The organism is Bernardetia aquimarina, from assembly GCF_042180575.1.
In the GTDB taxonomy this organism is placed as follows: domain Bacteria; phylum Bacteroidota; class Bacteroidia; order Cytophagales; family Bernardetiaceae; genus Bernardetia.
The window spans coordinates 116,385-137,090 of record NZ_CP170094.1; the positions used below are offsets into that span (position 1 = coordinate 116,385).

Genomic DNA, 20,706 nt, shown 5'->3' on the forward strand with positions numbered 1-20,706 from the left:
GTTTTTTTACTATAACTTTGTAGATTTACACGTAAAAAACTTACTTTTGCAGACAAACGTAGCGTTATAACTAAAAAATTAAAGCTGGTAACATTGGCTTAGCGAAAATGGGCTTAACGTTTTGACACAGACTTATGAACATAAAATAAACTTTTGAAGGTTTAGCGAGGGACGAGCTAAGAACTCCCATATTCGCCAAGCCATACCGTTACCTGCAAACAAAAGAAACTGAAAATTGAAATTAAGAATAGCAACAATTCGAGACCTTAATTTAGTCCAATATTGGGACACTAAACAGCACGTTATTGACTGTGACCCTAATGAGGATTGGGATTGGGAAAGAGAGCTTAGTCGCAATCCTGAATGGAGGGAACAATTGATAGCTGAACTGAATGGAGAGCCAATTGGATTTATACAAATAATCGACCCTTTATTGGAAGAAACTCAGTATTGGGGAAAAGTTGAACCAAACAAAAGAGCTATAGATATTTGGATTGGAGAAGAGCGAAACCTGAATAATGGATACGGAACTAAGATGATGGAACTTGCTATTCAAAGGTGTTTTGAAAATGAATTGGTGGATGGAATTTTGATTGACCCTCTCAAATCGAATATCAAAGCTCAACGATTTTACGAAAGACTTGGATTTGAATTTATTGAGGAAAGAAAGTTTGACGGAATATCTTGCGTAATTTATGAGCTGAAAAAAATAAAGCCAGCAGGTAACAATATATATAAAAAATAGGCGAAATAGTATTAAAATGAATGGTTTACGCTCGTATCAAACTTTGTGCTTTCTTAACCGTTATGGGCAATTAAAAATGAAGATTATCAAAAACATAAACATATCAATTCTCCTTTTAGGGTTAGTATTGTTTTCTTGTGGAAATCAGCAAACGGAAAATCCTAAGACTGAATTAAATTCTTCAGGTACGGTTGAGACTGTCTCTGTTGACAGTTTCTATAAGGAATATAAAAGGGATTCTACTAAAAATAAATCGCCAATGCAGGTTGAGTTAGATAATGCTTTAAAGAATGAATCAATTGATAACTATTATAAAGAAGTCTATCAAACAGAAAAATTGATTTCAGCTGATGACAATAAAATGTTATTCATTACTGACAGTCTTTTTACTAATAACACAGAGACGGATTTATTCTATTTCATTGTATTTACAAAATCAATGAATGGTTCTGACGGTTTTTATTCAGAGGCACTTGGTCTATCTGCATTTAACTTCATTACTAAAAAGACTGAATGGTTTGTTGACTACTTCAATATCACTCCTAAACTGACTGATAAGGATAATTGGGCAGATTATATCTATGGCGAAATACAAATTTCAAGAGAGAATGAAGAGGGAAAAGCAGTTAATGAATTGGAAAACAAGATGCTAGAAAACATTAAAGGGGCGAGAAAAGAATACAAACCAGTAATTGAAAAACTGATAGAAAAAATAAAAAAAGCCCATAACAAAGTGTATAGCTAATAGGCAAGTAGAGATAAATTGAAAGTCCTGTTCTTTTTGTTAAACGCCAAAACAAAGTTTTGACGTTTAACAAAAAGAAGCTTAAAAGTAAAAACGTTTGGCTTAGTGGTAAACCGAAAGTGAAGTGCTTCTAATTTGCCCTACTGTCCATACACAGAACGTTGGGAGTGAAATGCCTTCGCTACTGTGTTAGATTGCTAAAAAAGCAATATAAAAATGAAAAATTTTCTCAAAGAACCCATTTCAATAGCTCCCTTAGTAAGTTTCCGAATTTTATTTGGTTTGCTTACCTTTTTTAGTACTCTTCGTTTTTGGTATATGGGTTGGATAGAAAAGCATTATATCAAGCCTGTTTTTCATTTCAAGTATTTTGCTTTTGAGTGGGTTGAGCCACTTCCTGCTTATGGAATGTATGCTGTTCATGTCGTTTTGCTTTTGGCTAGTTTGGGTGTTATGTTTGGTTTTTTGTATCGTCTTTCAGCAGTTTTGTTATTTCTAACTTTTACGTATTGCCAACTCATTGATATTACGTATTATCTCAATCATTATTATTTTGTGAGTTTGATGGCGTTTTTGCTCATTTTTACTCCTGCTCATCGTTTTTATTCACTTGATTTTATTTTATTTAAAAATAATTTTGATAAGCAAAGTAAAAGCCATAGAAAGAAGATTATAAAATCGAATCTTGGTTTTTTCTCGTCTATTAAAAAAAAAATTTTTTTAGTTTCTCCCTCCCTATCTATTTCTCGTACTTGGGTTCTGATTTTTCAACTCCAACTTTCCATTACTTATTTTTATGCAGGATTAGCAAAACTCAATTCGGAATGGCTTTTTGATGCAATGCCTCTCAAAATTTGGCTTCCTCCTCATTATGATATGCCGATTTTTGGCTTTTTGATGAAATATGAACTCACAGCTTATATTTTTTCTTGGACAGGAATGTTTTATGATTTGTTGATTCCTTTTGCTTTATTCTATAAAAAAACTCGTTGGTTTGCTTATGTTGCAGTTGTGGGTTTTCACGCAATGACAGGATATTTATTTCAAATTGGCGTTTTTCCTGTGGTTATGATTGCATTGACTTTGATTTTTTTCGAAGCAAAATATCACGAAGCAGTATTGAATTTTGTTAGTTCATTATTTACTAAGTCATTTCTAAAAAGAATACTTCAAAAGTCAAAGTCAATCAAATATTTCACTTTTCATTCTTTTAATAAAAAACAGTCTTCTCATTTACTTCTAAGTCCATTAAAAAACTTCAAATTCATTTCTCAAAAGTGGCTTTATATCTTAGGTATTTATTTCATTTTTCAAGTTTTATTTCCATTTCGTTTTATGCTTTATGCAAGTCAGCCGTATAATGAAACGCTTTTTTGGAAAGAAGAAGGCTATCGTTTTTCGTGGCGAGTAATGCTTATGGAAAAATTTGGAAGTGCTACATTTTATGTCAAAAATCCAAAAACAGGAAAGGAAGGTGTAGTCGATAATGCTGAATTTTTGAATAGACATCAAGAAAAACAAATGGCTTTTCAACCCGATATGATTTTACAATATGCTCATTTTTTGGAAGAGAAATATAAAACAAAAGAAAATCCAAATCCGATAATTAGAGCAGAAGTTTATGTTACTTTGAATGGGCGTAGAAGTCAATTATTCTTTGACCCAAATTTTGATTTGAGTGAAATAGAAGATAGTTTTTTAGAAAAAAAATGGATTAATGCTTTAAAATAAAGTAAGTCTATAAACAGAATTAAAATTTGAAAAGCAAAGTAAAATTCATTAGTTTTGTTTTCAATTAAAAAATAACAACTGGAAATGGAAAAGGAATTTGAAAAACTCAATGAAGCACTTACTTTTATTCGTTCTTTTTATAAAGACAAACCAAAAGTAGGAATTATTTTAGGAACTGGTTTGGGAGCTTTGGTAGATGAGGTAGAAACAGAACTGACTATTTCATACCGAGACATTCCACATTTTTCACTCTCAACGGTAGAGAGCCACGCAGGAAAACTTATTTTTGGAAAACTTTCTGGTCAGAATGTAATCGTTATGCAAGGGCGTTTTCATTATTACGAAGGTTATTCAATGAAACAAATTGTATTTCCTGTTCGTGTGATGAAAATGCTAGGAATTGATTATTTATTTGTTTCGAATGCTTCTGGTGCTTTGAATCCTAACTATAAATTGAGCGAACTGATGGTTTTGGAAGACCATATCAATCTTTTGCCTTCAAATCCATTGACGGGAAAAAATATTCCTGCTTTGGGGATTCGTTTTCCAGATATGTTTGAGCCGTATTGCAGTAAACTCATTCAATTAGCAAACGAAATTATACAACAAAATCATAATATAGAGTTCCACAAAGGCGTTTATGTCAGCGTTTCGGGACCTAATCTTGAAACGAGAGCAGAATATCGTTATCTGAGAACGATAGGAGCAGATGCTGTCGGAATGTCGACTGTTCCAGAAGTGATTGCAGCCGTACACATGAATTTACCTGTTTTTGCTGTCTCTGTTTTGACTGATTTGTGTCAGCCCGAAAATGTAAAACCAATTACGCTAGAGGAAGTATTAGCTGCTGCTGCTGTTGCAGAACCAAAGATGGCTTTTTTGTTTAAGGAAATGATTAAGAAGTTGGCTTAACCAAATATTTTAAAAATGAGAAATTTAAAAAAGATTGTTCCTTTACTGTTTACAATATTTTTGCTAATCACATCTTGTGATAATAAAAATAAACTTCTAGATATAAGTGGTACTTATAATACGTTTGATGTTAGTTATAAAGGAGTAAATTTAATACAAAGTAATAGTAAAATTGCATTTGCTAAACAAATACAAATAGATAATTCTAAAAATAATATATTTATTGATTTAGGTTATGATAATGTAGTAATTGCAAAACTTGATTATAAAAATGACAGTACTCTAGCTATATATAAATCTTCTGATAAACGATTTAATGGAAAATATAAAATAAGAGCATCTAACTCTGAATTAGAACTGGAATCTGATGATATTTATATTTATGCTGAAAAAATGAATTTTGATTTTCTTTAAACTTGAAGATTATTTTGAAGAATTAGAAATTCTGTTTTTAGTAAAAACAATCTTACAAATTACAATTTTGTTGTAAATTATCATTTTGGTAAGTAAAGTCTAAAAATATTCATCTAGTTATTTAATAAATCTACTATTTTTTCTCTATATAACTTTCCAATTGGAATAGAATTATCTGAAATAAATATTTGATTTCCTTCAATGCTCTTTATATGTTTTACTGCAACTATAAAAGAACGATGAACTTGTAAAAAACTATTTTGTGGTAAAACTTGAGCCAAACTAGTAATTTTTTCTCTAATCGTAATTGTTTCATGTTTTAAGACTACTTTGATATAATTCTTTGAAGATTCAAAATATAAAATATCATCCAATACTACTTGAATATGTTTTTTATTCGAACGTATAAATATACGTTGTATTTCGTCTTCAGATTGATTGGAGGATATAGTTTTTGTTTCTTGATAGAATGCTTTATTAACTGCTTTCAAGAGCCTTTCAAATGAAAACGGTTTTAATAAATAATCAACTATATCTAGCTCATATCCTTCTAAGGCATGTTCTTTATAAGCTGTAGTTACAATAACTTTGGGTGACTTTTGGAGTGTTCTTAAAAATTGAAAGCCTTTAAGTTTGGGCATGTTTAAATCTAAAAAAATCAAATCTACAGTTGCTGAAGTGTTCAAAAATTCTAGTGCTTCAATCGCATCATAACAGTTTTTTAATAGATTCATGTTCGGAAGCATATCACAATATTTCTTTATAATATCATGTGCAATATACTCATCATCAATAATTATATAGTTGATAGTCATATTTTCAAATTTAGTTGGGCTTTGTAAATAGTGTCTTTAACTGATGTTTCTAATTGATGCTTCTTTGGATAAACTAATTCTAAGCGTCTTTTTAAGTTTTTTAGTCCTATTCCAGAATTTTCTGATATTTCTTCTTCATCAAAATTATTTTCTACTTCAAAATTAATTTCTGATTGAGTAGCTTCTAATTTAATAGAAACAAAAGCATCCTTTCTCAAATTTTCCACGCCATGTTTAAAGGCATTTTCCAATAAAATAATAAATAACAAAGGCATTACTTTTTCATTTCCATCAACTATATCAATATCAAAATGCACATCAATAGTTTTATGGTATCTCATTTTATGTAATTCAATATAGTTTTTAAGATAGATTACTTCCTCATCTAATGACACCCAGTCATTTTCCCCTTCATAAATACTATAACGCATCATCTCGGAAAGTTTTAAAATTAATGCTTGTGCTTTATCGGTATCCTGTGCCACCAAACCGTATAAATTATTTAATGTATTGAAAAAAAAGTGTGGATTTACTTGACTTTTTAGATGCAGAAGTTCGACTTGTTTTTTCTCTTTTTTAAGAATAAAAATTGATTTTATCTGAGAAAATATCCAGCGAGTAATTTCAATAATCATCACTAAAAAAAATACCAGACTAAAAATACCAAAAGCCTCTTCTTCTCCAAATAGATCATTAAAGATCATTATGAAAATAGTAGTAACAATGAAAAATGTGATTTTTGCCCAACCAGCAATTTGTATTTTGAGTAGTTTTCGAATTAGTTTCATCTTCAAAAGTACATAAAATGTCAAACCCTACATATTTTTAGGGACAAAAACCTAGTTCTATATGACAGACTATCAAAATGTCGTTACGAGTTCATTTATTCTACCCATTGAACTTGTCTATCATGTCAATACGTGTGTTTGTACCAGTTTATTGATTTACGCATAGTACCTCCATAGATTTGAGAAAAAACTAAATAATCACTAAAAAAATTATGGTACAATTAATTATTTCTGACCTCTCAAAAACATACAACAATGGAGTGAAAGCTCTTCAAAATATCTCACTACAAATTTCTAATGGAATGTTTGGTTTATTAGGACCTAATGGAGCTGGAAAATCGACTTTAATGCGAACAATAGCAACACTACAAGAAGCAGATGAAGGAAGTATTCAATTTGGAGAAATAGATATTTTACAGGATAAAAATGAATTACGAAAAATCGTGGGTTATTTACCTCAAGAGTTTGGCTTATATCCTCGTTTATCGGCAGGAGTGTTACTAAATCACCTTGCCATACTAAAGGGTATCATTAATCCTATAGAACGTAAAAATAAAGTAGAAGAGCTACTTCATAAAGTAAACTTATATCATGTAAAGAAACAAAAATTAGGTAGTTTTTCAGGGGGAATGAAACAACGATTTGGCATTGCACAAGCATTATTAAATAACCCAAAGCTATTAATTGTAGATGAACCTACTGCTGGATTAGACCCTGTAGAACGCAATCGTTTTTACAATTTATTGAGTGAAATTGCAGAGGATACGATTGTGATTTTATCAACACATATTGTGGAAGATGTAAAAAATCTATGTACAAATATGGCAATTATAAACAAGGGAAAAGTAGTATTAAAAGGAAGCCCAGTAGAAGCCATAGAATCAATTAAAGGCAAAGTGTGGAAAAAGATAATTGATAAATCAGAATTGGAAGAATACGAAGCTAACTACACTGTCATATCTAAAAAGCTGATTGCAGGAAAGCCTATCCTACACATATTTAGTGAAACCAACCCAAGTAATAATTTTCAAACTGTTGAAGCAGATTTAGAAGATGTGTACTTCTCACAAATTTTTGGAAACTAGAAATACAAATTCTGCTTGCTATTTACTTTTCATTTTTTAATAAAAAACATTAAATCTATGTGGTACGAAATTTTTAAATTTGAAATAAATTATCGCTTAAATCGCTGGGATACTTATTTATTCTTTGTGTTTCTCTTTCTCTTTTCCCTTTTTGGAGTCGAATTCGTTTTTGAAGGAATTGATTTAGGTCTAGTAAAAAAAAATGCACCTATTATAATCGCAAAATCTATGGGAGCTATAACAGGACTATCTATGTTATTCGTTTCGATGATTATGGGAGTGCCTGTTTTGCGTGATTTTCAATACAATATTACTCCTCTTATTTATATAAACCCTATTTCAAAAAAAGATTATCTACTAGGGCGATATTTAGGGTCAATGGCTGTTCTAATTTTTATATTTAGCGCAGTATTATGGGGTATGATTTTGAGTGAATTTATGCCTTGGAGCAACGCAAATGAATATCTACCCTTTCAATTTACTAACTATTTACAACCCTTTATTTGGGTAGCTTTTCCTATTGTTTTCTTTGGAGCATCTTTGTTTTTTGTAACAGGTGCATTGACAAAAAAACTAATGGTAGTCTATACACAAGGAGTTTTTATATTTGTAGTCTTTCTTCTGACAAAATCTATTACAAATGACCAATCACAAGCACTGATTGACCCTTTTTCTTTAACAACACTCACTTTGAGTACAAAGGAATGGACTATAACAGAAATGAATTCAAGGTTTATACCTTTTACAGGTACAATGCTTTACAACAAACTATTTTGGAGTTTATTAGGAATAGTTACTCTTTGGTTTGGCTATATCAAATTTCAGTTGGTAGTATCAATGAAAAAGCCAAAAAACAAACATAATACAACTACACTAAAGAACACTAATATTTTATCTAAAGATTACACAAAAAAAACTGCTACGGTTTATCCCTCTTATGGAGTAAAAACTCAATTAATTCAGTTAGTCTTTAGTACATGGTTTCATGCAAAATTCATTTTCAAAGAAATATCATTTTGGGCAATCGTTTTTTGTAGTTTTATTATTATTCTCATCAATTCAGTAAGTCTGGGAACTGTTTATGGAGTAGATAGCTATCCAACGACTTATCTTATTATTGAAGAATTACAAGAAATGTCAGTGTATTTTTTTGCTATTATTCTTTTGTTCTATTCTGGAGAGATAATTTGGAAAGAAAAAGAAGTGAAAGTAGATTTAATTTATGATGCTACACCAGTTAATAACATAGTGATTTTAACTAGCAAGTTTTTTAGCATGTTACTAATTTATAGCGTTTTAATAGTCGCATTAATCATAGGAGGAATAGTTTTTCAGACACTCAGTGGTTATTATCATTATGAATTAGATGTATATTTCAATGGTTTTTTTGTGGAAACACTTCCTTTTTTACTGCTCTATACTCTAGCATCATTTTTCTTCCATATTATTACAGGAAAGAAATTTTTAGGTATTTTGATGACCTTAGTTTTCTTTATTATAAATATTGCAATAGGGATTTTTGGAGCAGAACATGTACTTTTAAATTTCGGAGGTAATGCTTTAGCTAAATATTCAGATATGAATGAGTATGGACATTTTATGTTACCATTTATTTTAGTTAAAACATATTGGCTTTTCTTTTCTATTTTATTATTTCTGATTGCCATTATTCTTATTCCAAGAGGTACAGAAATCAGTTTGACTAAAAGGTTAAAACTATTTCACTTAAAAAAAATAGCACCTTCTATTGCAGTTTTTGGAGGTGTTTCAACGCTATTTTTTATCCTTATTGGTAGCTATATTTTTTATAATACCAATGTTTTAAATCAGTTTTTCACTAGAAATGAAAAACAAGTATTTAGAGTTTCTTATGAAAGAAAATTGAAAAAGTTTGAATATTTACCTCAACCTAAAATTACAGATGTGAAGTTAAATATTGAGTTGTATCCATCTGAAAGGTCTTATGAGGCAGAGGGGTATTTCATTTTAAAAAATCAAACTGAAGCTCCTATTCAAGAAATCCACATTCAAAATCATCCTGATGACAAGTTAAAATTATCATCTATCAGTTTTGATAGTAAAACAAGTCTAAATAATGAGTTTATAGAGTTTGGTTATTCAGTTTTTCATTTGGAAAAGCCTTTACATAAGGGAGATTCCATAAAAATGAGTTTTAAACAGATATTAAAACCTACTGGGTTTGAAATAAATGATTCAGATTTTAAAGTAGTTTATAACGGTACATTCTTTGAAAATTCTATGCTTCCTACATTGGGTTATAATCAAGATTATGAAATTGATGATGCTACTACAAGAGAAGAATATCAATTATCCAAAAGAATAAATAAGGCTGACCGTACTAATTCTAAAGAACTTATAAACGCAAGAACAGGAAGTGATTCGGATGGACTTTTCTTAGATATGACTATTGGTACAGAACTAAAGCAAACAGCTATCACTTCTGGAGATTTAATTGCAAAATGGACAGAAAATAATCGTAATTACTTTCATTATAAAACCAATCAACCTATCATCAATTTTTACCCTATTATATCTGCAAATTATCAAATATACAAAGAGAAGTATGTACCTGCTTGGAATAATTCTGACAAAATAATCGATTTAGAAATTTATTATCATAAAGGACACGAATATAATCTAAGTAGCATGATGAAAGGAATGAAGGCTTCGCTAGATTATTATGGCACTCATTTTAGTCCATATCAATATAATCAATTACGTATTGTAGAATTTCCACGATATAGAGAATTTGCACAGTCATTCCCAAGCACAATACCATTTTCGGAAGGACTTGGTTTTATTTTAGATATTAAAAAGAAGGATGTAGATATGGCATTTTATATCACAGCTCACGAAGTTGCACATCAATGGTGGGGATTACAACTAGAAGCTGCAAATGTGAAAGGAAGAAACATGATTCTAGAAACCTTATCTCAATATTCTGCGTTGATGGTTTTAAAGCAAACGTATGGAGAAGAGTCTGTTAAAAAATTCTTAGAAATAGAATTCGATGATTATTTGAAAGGAAAACGAAGGATAAAACAAGAAGAAGTTTCCTTAGCATTGGTAGAAAACGAAAAGCATATTTATTATGCAAAAGGAGCAATAAATATGTATGCTTTAGAAAATTTAATTGGTGAAGAAAAAGTAAATCTTGCATTACAAAATTTCTTAAATGATTGGCATACATTTGAAAATCAAAGTAAACCCAATCGTTATGCGACAACCAAAGATTTACTCAAGTATTTTAGAGAACAAACACCAGACTCATTGCAACATGTAATTGAAGATTTATTTGAAAAATCAATTCCTTTAAAAAAAATAGATTTTTAATCATATATACAAAAAGTATTATTAATTAATTCTAATAATACTTTTTGTTTTTTTTTTTTAAATATCATTAAAATTATAAAATCCTACGAGCTGTAACAAAATTATCTTGCCAGTGCTGCATATAAAAATCATCTTCCACTACCCCTCTTGAGGTGGATGTATGTATAAAATAAATACGTCCATCTTCTTCTACACGACTGACAAGTCCTACGTGAGAAATTCTTCTATTGTTCTTTTTAGAGGTAAAAAACACCAAATCCCCTTTTTGAAGGTCATTTTTAGGAACAAATTTTCCCATTTCTGCTTGACCAGTAGTGGTACGAGGTAAATTAATCCCAACAGTAGAATAAGACTTACATGTCATACCAGAACAATCGGTAGCTGTTTTTTTTCTAGGGTTTTTGAGAATATGTGGTGTTCCAAGTTGCTGACGAGCTGCATCAACTACTTTTTCTGCTTTTACTTGTGATTCTTTGTATTTTTCTATTTTTGAAGTAGATTCAGAATTTTCGTTTGAAACCTCTACTTTGTTTTTCAAAGCATTGTTTTCATTACTTTCATTTTTATTCATATCATTGATAGTAACAAGTTTGAAGTTACCACAACTAGAGAGGAAAAATACAGAGCTAATAAGTAAAAGCGTAAAATTAAGGATTTTCATAGGATAAATTTTTAGTAGGTTTCTTTGAGCATTATTCAGTTATAAATCTACAAAATTCTATTCTAAAACTATTCCAAAACCTATTCATATTAAAGAGTAAAACAGAAAATGCACTTATAACAAATCACGTAAATAATAATTTGCAGGAAGTTATAATTTTTGAATTTTTTGTTTTCTATCTTTTCTGAGTCTTCTATAAAGGAAATGATTTTATTTTTATTGTTTTAACTTTGCTTATCAAATATTATTGGATTTAATAGTTTAAGTTTATATTTTACAGTCAGAATTAACTCGGCAATTCTAAAAGACTTTTATTTGGTAAAATTTCTAGCTGTTTGATTTAAGAAAAAAAGAGGGAAAACTGTGTGGTATATTATTACTTTACTTTTAATTTCAAAGTATTTTTAAATAAAGATTAAAAAATCTGTCCAATTCCAAAATAAAGCAAGGCATCTTCTTTTGAACGTCCATAATCAAGTGAGAGAATTGTAGATTGATTCCAAGCAATTCTCAGACCTGCACCATACGAAGTTTTGACATTCTTAAAATTCAAATCTTGCCATTTATCTCTTACAGTTCCTGCATCTACAAAAGGAGCTAAAGAAAATCCAAAAAGTTGCTTGGCTATCTTTGTTTCAAGCAAACGAACTCTTAATTCTACATTTGTAAACCACATTGACCTAGCTAAAAAACGGTTTTGTCTATATCCTCTCAAAGAACTTCCACCACCTAAAGCATTGATGCTACCATCTGGACTCCATTGGTCTTGGTATTCGAAAAAGGGCGCATTATTTCCGAAAATATTTCCTATTCCTACTCGTCCTGCCAAAACAGTTCTTTTTCCGATAGGTAATTTTTGAAATACTCGTCCTTGAATGAAAAATTTATCAAAATCAAACTGTGAACCGATTAATTTACTTGAATATTCGTTAGCGATTTCAAAATAAAACCCTTTTGTTGGGTCAGGTTCAAAATCTCGTGTGTCATAAATAAGTGCTGTTTGAATGATAGAAACCCAACCTCCTTTTATACCAGAAATTTTATTTTCGTTAAAATCTCTTCGCAAAAGTGATGAGCCATTTGGAACTACTAAAATATCTCCTGTTACAGGCACTTTTCCTTCTGTTTCTAATCCTTCAAAAGTTGCATAACTCAAATGCTGAATTTCATAACCTCCCATTGCTCTCCATTTTCCGTTTCCAATAACATAATCTGCTTTCAAATTAAGCATATATTCAGTTTCTTTAAATCTGTTGGAAAGAGCATCAGTTACAAAAATTATTTCGTTATTTTTTATTTCTGTTTCGTCAGATAAACGAATTGTTTGTCTTGCTTCATCAAATTCTTTATAGGTATCAAAAGTTGCAGTTGAGTTTGATGGAAGACTTAATTTTCCTAATGTTTTTTCAGTTAAACCAAAATACAACATAGTAGGATTTTGTTGTGCCTTTACATCAACTTTAAATCTCCAACGTGAACCTTTGTAATAAGGAACATCATAGGAAACAGATAATTCTCTAGCATTGGAAGTAAAATAAGCTGCATTTATCGCTAATTTGGCAAGATAAGGTGTATAGGGAAAAAGTGGGTTTTCTCGTTTTCCATTCCAATAAATATTTGCTTCTAATCCAAAACCAAAACCTGTAACTGGGTCAGAAGAAACATCTGGTAAACCTGTTATAAAAGTTCCCTCTTTCTTTTGAGCTAAATCTTCATCAGATATTTTTCTTGATTTGATGAAAGAAAGGCTGTCTATTTCATCTGTATTGTTTTGAGTTTGTGCTTCTAGTGAATTTTGAAAAAACAAACTGGAAAATAAAACGACTAAGAATAATATTACTTGTTTCATTTTTGGTTCTTTGTTTTGGTTTTATAAATGATATGCTACAAAACTCGTAACCAATTTTGAAGAAAATTTGAATTTTCACCCTTTTATCAAAAATCCTATCAGAACTTTATCAAAAAAACATGAAAATTATTCTCAAATTGATACGAAACTTTCCATTGATGCGAAACACAAATCTGTTTTATAATATTCAAACCCAAACCACTTCCCAAAGAACTATTCGAAACCTTTACAAAACGATTGAATAAATCTTTTTCATCTAAAGCAACATTTCCAAAATTAGAAACTTTTAATTCATTTTTAGTAAGACTAATTTTCACTTTTTCGTTTTGATTGCTGTGGCGAATGGCATTTAAAAGGAGATTATTGATAAGAATTTCTATCAAAGTAGAATTTCCATTTTTGATTAAATCAGGTTCTATTCGAGTTTGAATAGACAGATTTTTATGCTGAAAATGTTCTTCCAAAACTTCTAAAGAATGGTTTACTAATTTACTAATTTCAATCGTTGTCGTTTCTTGAAATTGATTGTTTTCTATTTTGGCAAGAAGAAGTAAATTTTTATTGATGCGTGAAATACGTGTGAGAGCTTTATTTATTTCTTCAATAATTTGATATTGATTTGTAGTAAGTTCTTTTTCCTGTAAAAGCAAATCTAACTTTCCTTTTATGATTGCTAAAGGCGTTTGAAGCTCGTGAGAAGCATTTTCAGTAAATTCTTTTTGTGTTTTATAGACTTGAATATTTTGTTCGATAAGTTTGCTCAAAGCCGTATTTAATTCTTCAAACTCAAACGTAGTCGACTTTTCAAACTCAATTTTAGACTGATTATTAAGGTTGAATGTTTTTAGTTTTTCTAGCGTAGAATGAAAAGGCTTCCATAATCGGAATGATAAAGTTCTATTCAAAATCAAAAAACCAACTAATAAAACCACAAAAAACACAAATGTAATTTGAGCAATCGCCACAACTGTTTCAGAGCTTTCTTCTAAATTTGATTCTACTGTTAAGGTATATTTTTTTTGATTAATTTGAATTGTCTTTGATAATCCTCTAAAACGATTTATTTCTTCATAATCCTTATAAATATTTTTCCTAAAAATAGTGTAAGTGCTATCAATAATTATTTTATCAGAAGTAGTTTCTACCAGATTTGTATTAGGCTGAATTTTATTCCAAAGAAGGATACTTTGCTCTAATTCAGTTTCTGAAAGCTGTAATTTTATTAATTCTTTCTCTATTTTCTCAGCTATCAATTCATTATTTTCATCTAATTCACTTATCCAAATTGAATCAATAAAATAATAATAGGTCGGAATACTCATCAAAAGAACAAGCAGCGAATAAATGGTAAAAGAAGTAAGCGTTTTGTTTAATAGTTTTTTCATAAAAGTATATTCTAATCAATTGAACAGGGTTTTAACCCTGTTTGCTCTTATATCTCCCATTTATATCCAGTTCCATAAACTGTTTTTAGATACGGTTCACAACCTGCATCAGTTAGTTTCTTTTTTAGATTTTTGATATGTGCATAAACAAAATCGTGGTTATCAAGCATATCAGCAAAATCACCAGACAAATGTTCGGCTAAAATACTTTTAGAAATAACTCTATTTTTATTTCCGATAAAATAAAGAAGTAAATCAAATTCTTTTTTGGTAAGAATGACTTGTTTGTCTTTTACTAAAACCGTTTTTGAGAGCAAATCAATTTCTAATTCGTTTTGCTGAATGATATTCGAATTGGTAAACTGTTTTCTACGAATAATGGAATAAATACGAGCTGCCAGTTCGGAAAAATGAAAAGGTTTTGTCAAATAATCGTCTGCACCAAGTTTCAAGCCTTCTATTTTATCATCTAAGGCATTTTTAGCAGAAATAATAATTACGCCTTCTTGTTTGTTTTGCCTTTTTAGTTCTTCCAAAATTTTCATTCCATTTCCATCAGGAAGCATAATATCCAATAAAATACAATCATAATGATACGATTCTATTTTGGTAATGGCTTGTCCAAAAGTAGTCGCAAACTCACACAAATAACTCTCTTCTGAAAGATAATTTGCAATGTCTTGGGCAAGCTGTGTTTCGTCTTCTATAATTAAGATTTTCATAGCCACAAAGAAACAACTCAATTCTGAATTTATTTTGAATTTTAATCTTCCCTTTTCAAAATCTCCTTTCCCAGTTCACAAGAAAGACACTTTTTGAGATTACAATACTGGCTGTATAATTCTAACAACGACTGTGATTGTGCAGCCGTTTTTATTTTAAAAGTCGTACTCTGATTGTTTTCACTTTCTAACTTTTCTAATGGTTTGTAAAGATTTATAACGCTATTTTTTTCTGCCTTTAATTCTTCTAGCCACTTTTTAGGAAAATTATCTTCTTTTTGTCTGTACAAACTATGCGCTATACGAATCGGAATGACAACATTAATAATTAAATTTTGCTGTGCATCTTTTCCCAATGTAGAATTTTGTTTTATATTTCCTTCTTTATCTTTTGTGTTTAGCTTTCCGAAGTTATAATGCGTTTTCCAATAAATCGGTAGTTCTGTTTTAAAAAACTGATAAAATTCTTTCAAATCTTTCGCATTCAGAATGACAGAAAACAAATGATTTTGCTGCGCTACAAGTCCGATTACTTGCGCTATTCGTACTGTCGGAAAATTAGAAGGTCGTAATCTCAAAAATTTCCATTGTGCTAGATTTACTTCTTTTCCTTGTAGAGAATATTTGTGCGATAAAAAACGAAATTCTTTTTGCAAACTCTCAAAATATTGCTTTTCCTTTATTAATTCCTGTTCTAGCTTTTCATTTTCTTCGTCTTTTTCTAAACCCCCACTTTGCTTTTCATAGTTATTCCTAATACCTAACTCCAAATCTCTATTTTCCTTCATAAGAAATCCTGCCATTCCATAAAAAAGAGCTTCTATTTGATGAATTTGATTTGAATGTTTTTTTATGATTTTGAAAGGTAATTCTTTGGCAAGTTGTAGAAAAGGTGCATTATTTTTTTTGAATCCAAAATGTTCTAACAAAATTTGATAACTGGTTTCTTCCCAGTCAAAACTATTTCGTTCTAAAAGAGAAAGAACATGTTGAGATTTACGAATTAGTCTTTCATCAAGTGTTCGGCTCATCATTTTTTCAAAAGAAGGAATTAAGTTTATGCTTTCCTTATTTTCATTCCAATATCCTTTACAAGGAATTTTGTTTTCATTTCTCAAAAACTCTTGATAACGTAACCACAAACGCTCATCAATTCTATTTTCTAAGACCAAAACAGGCACTTTCGAACCATTTTTTCTGTAAACTTCCTTTGGGTTTTTCCAAACTACATGCAAAATTACATTTTCATAAGCTTCATTGGTAGCATGATGATGACTTTCCCAGTTGAAACCATACGTATCAATTTCTATTGTTCCCTGCCATTCCGTATTATTTCTTATACTATTTTTTTCTGTATCGATAATTTTCAAAACAGCATCTTCAAAATCTGCTCCTGCATCGTGGTTGTGTATTCCTACCGAAATGATTTTGAGTTCTTTTCCTTCTTCTGTCAATAAATTAGTCTTGTCAAAATATTGAAATTTCCATATATAATGTAAAAATTGCTCATTCATAGTTTCTATGTAGTTTTTAATTCTGACTTAATTATGAGATTGAATAGGATTTGAACGTTTTTAGCGTTGTAATAGAAAACATATTTTAAAGAAATATGCTGAACTATAAATTTATACAAAATTTGTCTTTTCAGAATAGTAATTGACAGTCAAAAAGTTAAATTTTGTAGAATAAATCTAAAATCAAACACTTGATTTATATAAGTTGCATACTTTTTGGCTAATTTGTATAAAAAAGACGTAGGTATTTTTTAAATTTCACTATAAAAAATGATAAATACGATAAAAGAATTAATAAATAAAATTAATAAATATACTAAAAATTTAATATTGAATAATAATAAAAATAGCCGTTTGATTTATCAAATTGGTTGTCTTTTTTTTCTATGTACTTGTTTCTTAAATCCTTCTTATGGACAGCGAAATAAAAACAAAATAGCACTAGAAGAATTTCGTCCTATAAATAAATCAGGAGCAGTATATTGCCCACAAATTACATTTCTGAATATTGAAAGTTATAGATATTATTACGACCCTCGCCAGCTCAAAGAAATAAAGCGATTACAACAAGAAAACAATCTTCCAGAACTCAAAAAAGCATTAGATACCTATATTCGTTATTTTGGAATAGAGAATTTCAAAAAGGATTTGGATTTGATTTGGGCGTATGCACAAGCAGCCGAAAAAACAGGAAACCAACCTTTGGCTTTGGAGCTTTATCGTTTGTTATTAAAACATCATAGAGGTTCGTCTGTAAAAAGTCAATTAGCTTTTGATTCTTTGGCTTCTCCCTCTGAAAAACCAAAATATGTTCCTCTAAAATATTATTATGAGCTTATTGATAAATGGCAGCTTGTCGATACGCTTCGTCCTCCTGACCAAATGGGAACAAGTATGGGAGAGGAAATAAATTCGCCGTATGAAGAATATGGTTTAGCGATTGGTCAGACAGATTCTATCATTTATTTTACTTCAAAAAGACTTTTGATGGATACTGTAAATGACCCTGTTCGTAAATATTTACCTGCTGATAAGTTTGATGAGAATATTTATAAATCCGTTCGTTTGGGAGAGTTTGGTTGGGATTATCCATTGCCATTGAAGGGATTGAATACTCGTTATAATGAAGGTTCGCCTTGTATTAGTAGAGATGGAAGATATATGGCTTTTTCTCGTTGTGATGCCCCCGATGGTTTTGGAGATTGTGATTTGTATCTTGCTAAGTGGAATGAAGATGATAATATTTGGGATGAGGTTCAAAATTTTGGAGTATCTGTAAATTCGACTACGTGGGATTCTCATCCTAGTTTTTCAGTTACAGGTGATACACTTTTCTTTGCTTCAGATAGAAAAACAGGTTTTGGAGGAACAGATATTTATTTTACGGTTCGTCAAGGAAGAAAACGTTGGTCGGTCGCTCAAAATATAGGACCTATTATCAATACACAAGCCAATGAACTAAGTCCATTTTTACATCCTAGCGATAATATTTTGTATTTTAGTTCGAACGGACATTTATTTTCTTTTGGAAGCTATGATATTTTCAAATCGTATAAGACAAGTCGTGATACGTGGTGTGAGCCAAAAAACTTAGGACCTTTTGTCAATACAAAAAGCAGTGAATATTATTTTACCATTGATGCTGCTGCACGTCTTTTGTATTATGCACGAGCCGAAAAAGAGGTTCGTTTGATGCGAAATGAACCCGTAGTTCAAGACCCTTATACGAATTCAGATTTGTATTCTTTTCCTCTTCCGATGGAAGCACAGCCCAAAGCCATTGTTCGTTTTTCAGGAAAAGTAAAAGAAAGTCAGACAGGAGAAATTTTTGGTGGTGTTGTGGTAGTTTATGATGTGGCTGATAAAATTCCGATTGCTCCAAAATATATTGATGAAGAAGGGAATTTTGAATTTGAATTAATAGATAAAAAGAAATATTTATTGATTGTTAGTGGTGAAAATTTCTTTCGTTTGGAAGAGCTTTTTGAAGTAGATGGAGATACATATAGAGAGGTAGAAGTACAAGGAGTAAGACAAAAAGTAGCCACCTCTCCAGCTTCACAGATAGAAACAATACAGTTTAAGTCTATTGAATTTGCACCAAATAGTACAGGAATTTTACCAAAAATGGAAAATGATTTACATCTAATTATAGATTTTTTGGTAGAACATCCAGACTTTAATTTAGAAATCTTTGGTCATACTGATAGTGATGGAAACAAGGAAGCTAACAAAGAATTATCTTTCAAAAGAGCTGAGTCTATCCGAAATTACATTTTATCCTATGGACGTTTGGAATCTGATAGAATAAAACCCTTTGGACTAGGTTCTGAGAAACCATTAGTTTTTCCAGAAATTACAGAAGAAGACAAGCGTGTAAATCGTAGAGTAGAATTTAGATTATTCAAAAAAGATATGATGCTGGCGAATCCGAATAAAGAAAATGAGAAAACTGAAGAGGAATTAGAACAAGAAAGATTAGAAAATGTAGAAGAAGAAATTAAGGATAATGAAAATGGGGATTGGTAAAGCTGAACATTCAAAAATGAAAAAAAACATCTTATTTTGCCTTATAGTTTATTTTACAAACTTTATTATAAATACAATATCTTGGGTAATTATTGAATTATACCCTAGCTTAGGTGTTAATGGGGAGTTTTTTGATTCTCAATTATTTACTCTATTTTTTTACATTCCATTTGTTTTTATTTTTTCTATACTATTTAAGATAGATAAAATATGGTTCTGTTTTCCCATATTCTATTTACTTTTTAGTCTTAAAGTTATGTTACCAAACTCACTAGAAGGGGGAGATTTAATGTATTTACTTAATTTTAGTTTTAGTCAGTTTTCTTATATAATTTATCAATTAACTATAAAAAGGATAAACATGAGTAATGACATCTTAATACTGTTGTCATTCAATGGAATATTTTATATATATCATTCCATTTTACTTTATTTTGGCTATAAAGTATTAAAAGTTAGTTTTTTAATTCGTAAATAACTAAACATATTTTGTTAAATTTGTAGGATTTATTTTCCTTTCTGTCCTTCAAAAACAAGCTACTTATGATAAAAACTATTCTGGAAGCCGAATCAGGTTATCAATGGATAGACGTAATCAGTCCGAGTGATAAAGATTTAAGAGAACTTATTCGTCAGTATAAAATGCCTGCTTCTGCTGTAAAAGATTGCATGGCTTCATTTCACATGCCAAAAGTAGAGCCAATAGGCGACTGGACGTATTTTATTGTAAGATATTACGACCTTTATTGTGAAGACGATGCAGATACTATTCAAGAAATTACAAATAAAGTAGCCATTTTTGTAAGTGAAGATTATATTCTTACTATTCACAGAACAGGACAGCCTACACTTGCTCAACTTGCCAACGAATGGCGTAATGGCTCACATACACGTTATGAAAATACAGAACACTTTGCCTACAAACTTTTAGATATGCTCTTAAAAACGTATGATTTGGGAATGAATCAAGCCAGTGAACGTTTAGATGCGTATGAAAAAGAGGTTTTTAGAGAAATGAAAGATGGTTCTATCTTCGAAAGGTTGTATCAACTCAAAAGACGTGGCTCTGTTTTCAAAAGAATGCTTTATCTTACTAAAGAACTCATTCAGAACTACATGAGGTCTTCAAAAGATTACCCATTAGCACATCATAATATTGAATTTTCAGATTCTCTTTATTATAGAGTAGATGAATTACATGAAAATGCAAATAACTTAATCAATCTTCGTCTATCATTAGCTTCTCATCGTACTAATGAAATTATGGGAATTTTGACGATTTTCTCAGTGTTTTTCTTACCCCTTACTTTTATTGTGGGTGTTTATGGAATGAATTTTAAAGATATTCCAGAACTTGAAGTGGAAAATGGATATGCTATCGTTTGGGCAGTAATGATTTCTATGGTAATTGGTATTTATTTTTGGTTTAAGAAAAAAGGTTGGATATGAAATAAAGT

At 30.2% G+C, this 20,706-nt stretch carries 16 protein-coding genes; 9 read left to right on the forward strand and 7 right to left on the reverse strand.

Annotated features, from left to right (window positions below):
• Nucleotides 1-235 precede the first annotated feature (235 nt).
• The 5 genes from ACE193_RS00495 (at nt 236) to ACE193_RS00515 (ending at nt 4,547) form a co-directional block, all read left to right on the forward strand.
• Nucleotides 236-745 (forward strand): GNAT family N-acetyltransferase, encoded by a 510-nt coding sequence (locus ACE193_RS00495; protein WP_375561064.1) that lies wholly within the window; start codon nt 236-238, stop codon nt 743-745.
• Between the two features lie 76 nt (nt 746-821).
• Nucleotides 822-1,490: a hypothetical protein gene (locus ACE193_RS00500; protein ID WP_375561065.1), complete on the forward strand. Its 669-nt coding sequence runs from the start codon at nt 822-824 to the stop codon at nt 1,488-1,490.
• A 216-nt stretch (nt 1,491-1,706) separates the two neighbouring features.
• Nucleotides 1,707-3,221, forward strand: a complete 1,515-nt coding sequence (locus tag ACE193_RS00505) for an HTTM domain-containing protein (protein ID WP_375561066.1) — start codon at nt 1,707-1,709, stop codon at nt 3,219-3,221.
• 84 nt (nt 3,222-3,305) lie between these two features.
• Nucleotides 3,306-4,133 (forward strand): purine-nucleoside phosphorylase, encoded by an 828-nt coding sequence (locus ACE193_RS00510; RefSeq protein ID WP_375561067.1) that lies wholly within the window; start codon nt 3,306-3,308, stop codon nt 4,131-4,133.
• Nucleotides 4,134-4,148: 15 nt separating this feature from the next.
• A complete protein-coding gene (locus tag ACE193_RS00515) occupies nt 4,149-4,547 on the forward strand; it encodes a hypothetical protein (RefSeq protein WP_375561068.1) in 399 nt (132 codons plus the stop codon).
• A gap of 113 nt (nt 4,548-4,660) precedes the next feature.
• On the opposite strand, the gene ACE193_RS00520 is transcribed toward ACE193_RS00515, so the two are convergent.
• On the reverse strand, nt 4,661-5,362 hold the full coding sequence (locus ACE193_RS00520; RefSeq protein WP_375561069.1) for a LytR/AlgR family response regulator transcription factor: 702 nt from the start codon (nt 5,360-5,362) through the stop codon (nt 4,661-4,663).
• Nucleotides 5,359-6,150 carry a sensor histidine kinase gene (locus ACE193_RS00525; protein ID WP_375561070.1) on the reverse strand — a complete coding sequence of 264 codons (792 nt, stop codon included), beginning with the start codon at nt 6,148-6,150 and terminating at the stop codon, nt 5,359-5,361. Before ACE193_RS00525 ends, ACE193_RS00520 begins: the two co-directional genes overlap by 4 nt.
• A 212-nt stretch (nt 6,151-6,362) precedes the next feature.
• Between ACE193_RS00525 and ACE193_RS00530 the strand changes: the two genes are divergently transcribed.
• Both ACE193_RS00530 and ACE193_RS00535 read left to right on the forward strand, forming a co-directional pair.
• A complete protein-coding gene (locus ACE193_RS00530) occupies nt 6,363-7,235 on the forward strand; it encodes an ABC transporter ATP-binding protein (protein ID WP_375561071.1) in 873 nt (290 codons plus the stop codon).
• A gap of 57 nt (nt 7,236-7,292) precedes the next feature.
• Nucleotides 7,293-10,589 carry a M1 family aminopeptidase gene (locus ACE193_RS00535; protein ID WP_375561072.1) on the forward strand — a complete coding sequence of 1,099 codons (3,297 nt, stop codon included), beginning with the start codon at nt 7,293-7,295 and terminating at the stop codon, nt 10,587-10,589.
• A 73-nt stretch (nt 10,590-10,662) separates the two neighbouring features.
• Here the strand turns inward: ACE193_RS00535 and ACE193_RS00540 are convergent, their stop codons facing one another.
• The 5 genes from ACE193_RS00540 to ACE193_RS00560 all read right to left on the reverse strand — a co-directional run bounded on the left by ACE193_RS00540 (nt 10,663) and on the right by ACE193_RS00560 (nt 16,720).
• Nucleotides 10,663-11,250, reverse strand: a complete 588-nt coding sequence (locus tag ACE193_RS00540) for a C40 family peptidase (protein WP_375561073.1) — start codon at nt 11,248-11,250, stop codon at nt 10,663-10,665.
• A 415-nt stretch (nt 11,251-11,665) separates the two neighbouring features.
• Nucleotides 11,666-13,099 (reverse strand): BamA/TamA family outer membrane protein, encoded by a 1,434-nt coding sequence (locus ACE193_RS00545; RefSeq protein WP_375561074.1) that lies wholly within the window; start codon nt 13,097-13,099, stop codon nt 11,666-11,668.
• Between the two features lie 98 nt (nt 13,100-13,197).
• Nucleotides 13,198-14,484 carry a sensor histidine kinase gene (locus ACE193_RS00550; RefSeq protein WP_375561075.1) on the reverse strand — a complete coding sequence of 429 codons (1,287 nt, stop codon included), beginning with the start codon at nt 14,482-14,484 and terminating at the stop codon, nt 13,198-13,200.
• A gap of 47 nt (nt 14,485-14,531) precedes the next feature.
• Entirely contained in the window at nt 14,532-15,206 is a 675-nt protein-coding gene (locus tag ACE193_RS00555) for a response regulator transcription factor (protein WP_375561076.1), read from the reverse strand.
• 41 nt (nt 15,207-15,247) lie between these two features.
• The gene (locus ACE193_RS00560; protein WP_375561077.1) at nt 15,248-16,720 is read right to left on the reverse strand and encodes a DUF2851 family protein; all 1,473 of its coding nucleotides are present in this window, start codon (nt 16,718-16,720) and stop codon (nt 15,248-15,250) included.
• Between the two features lie 270 nt (nt 16,721-16,990).
• On the opposite strand from ACE193_RS00560, the gene ACE193_RS00565 reads away from it, so the two are divergent.
• Both ACE193_RS00565 and ACE193_RS00570 read left to right on the forward strand, forming a co-directional pair.
• A complete protein-coding gene (locus ACE193_RS00565; RefSeq protein WP_375561078.1) occupies nt 16,991-19,249 on the forward strand; it encodes an OmpA family protein in 2,259 nt (752 codons plus the stop codon).
• 543 nt (nt 19,250-19,792) lie between these two features.
• A complete protein-coding gene (locus ACE193_RS00570) occupies nt 19,793-20,698 on the forward strand; it encodes a CorA family divalent cation transporter (protein ID WP_375561079.1) in 906 nt (301 codons plus the stop codon).
• Nucleotides 20,699-20,706: the final 8 nt, after the last annotated feature.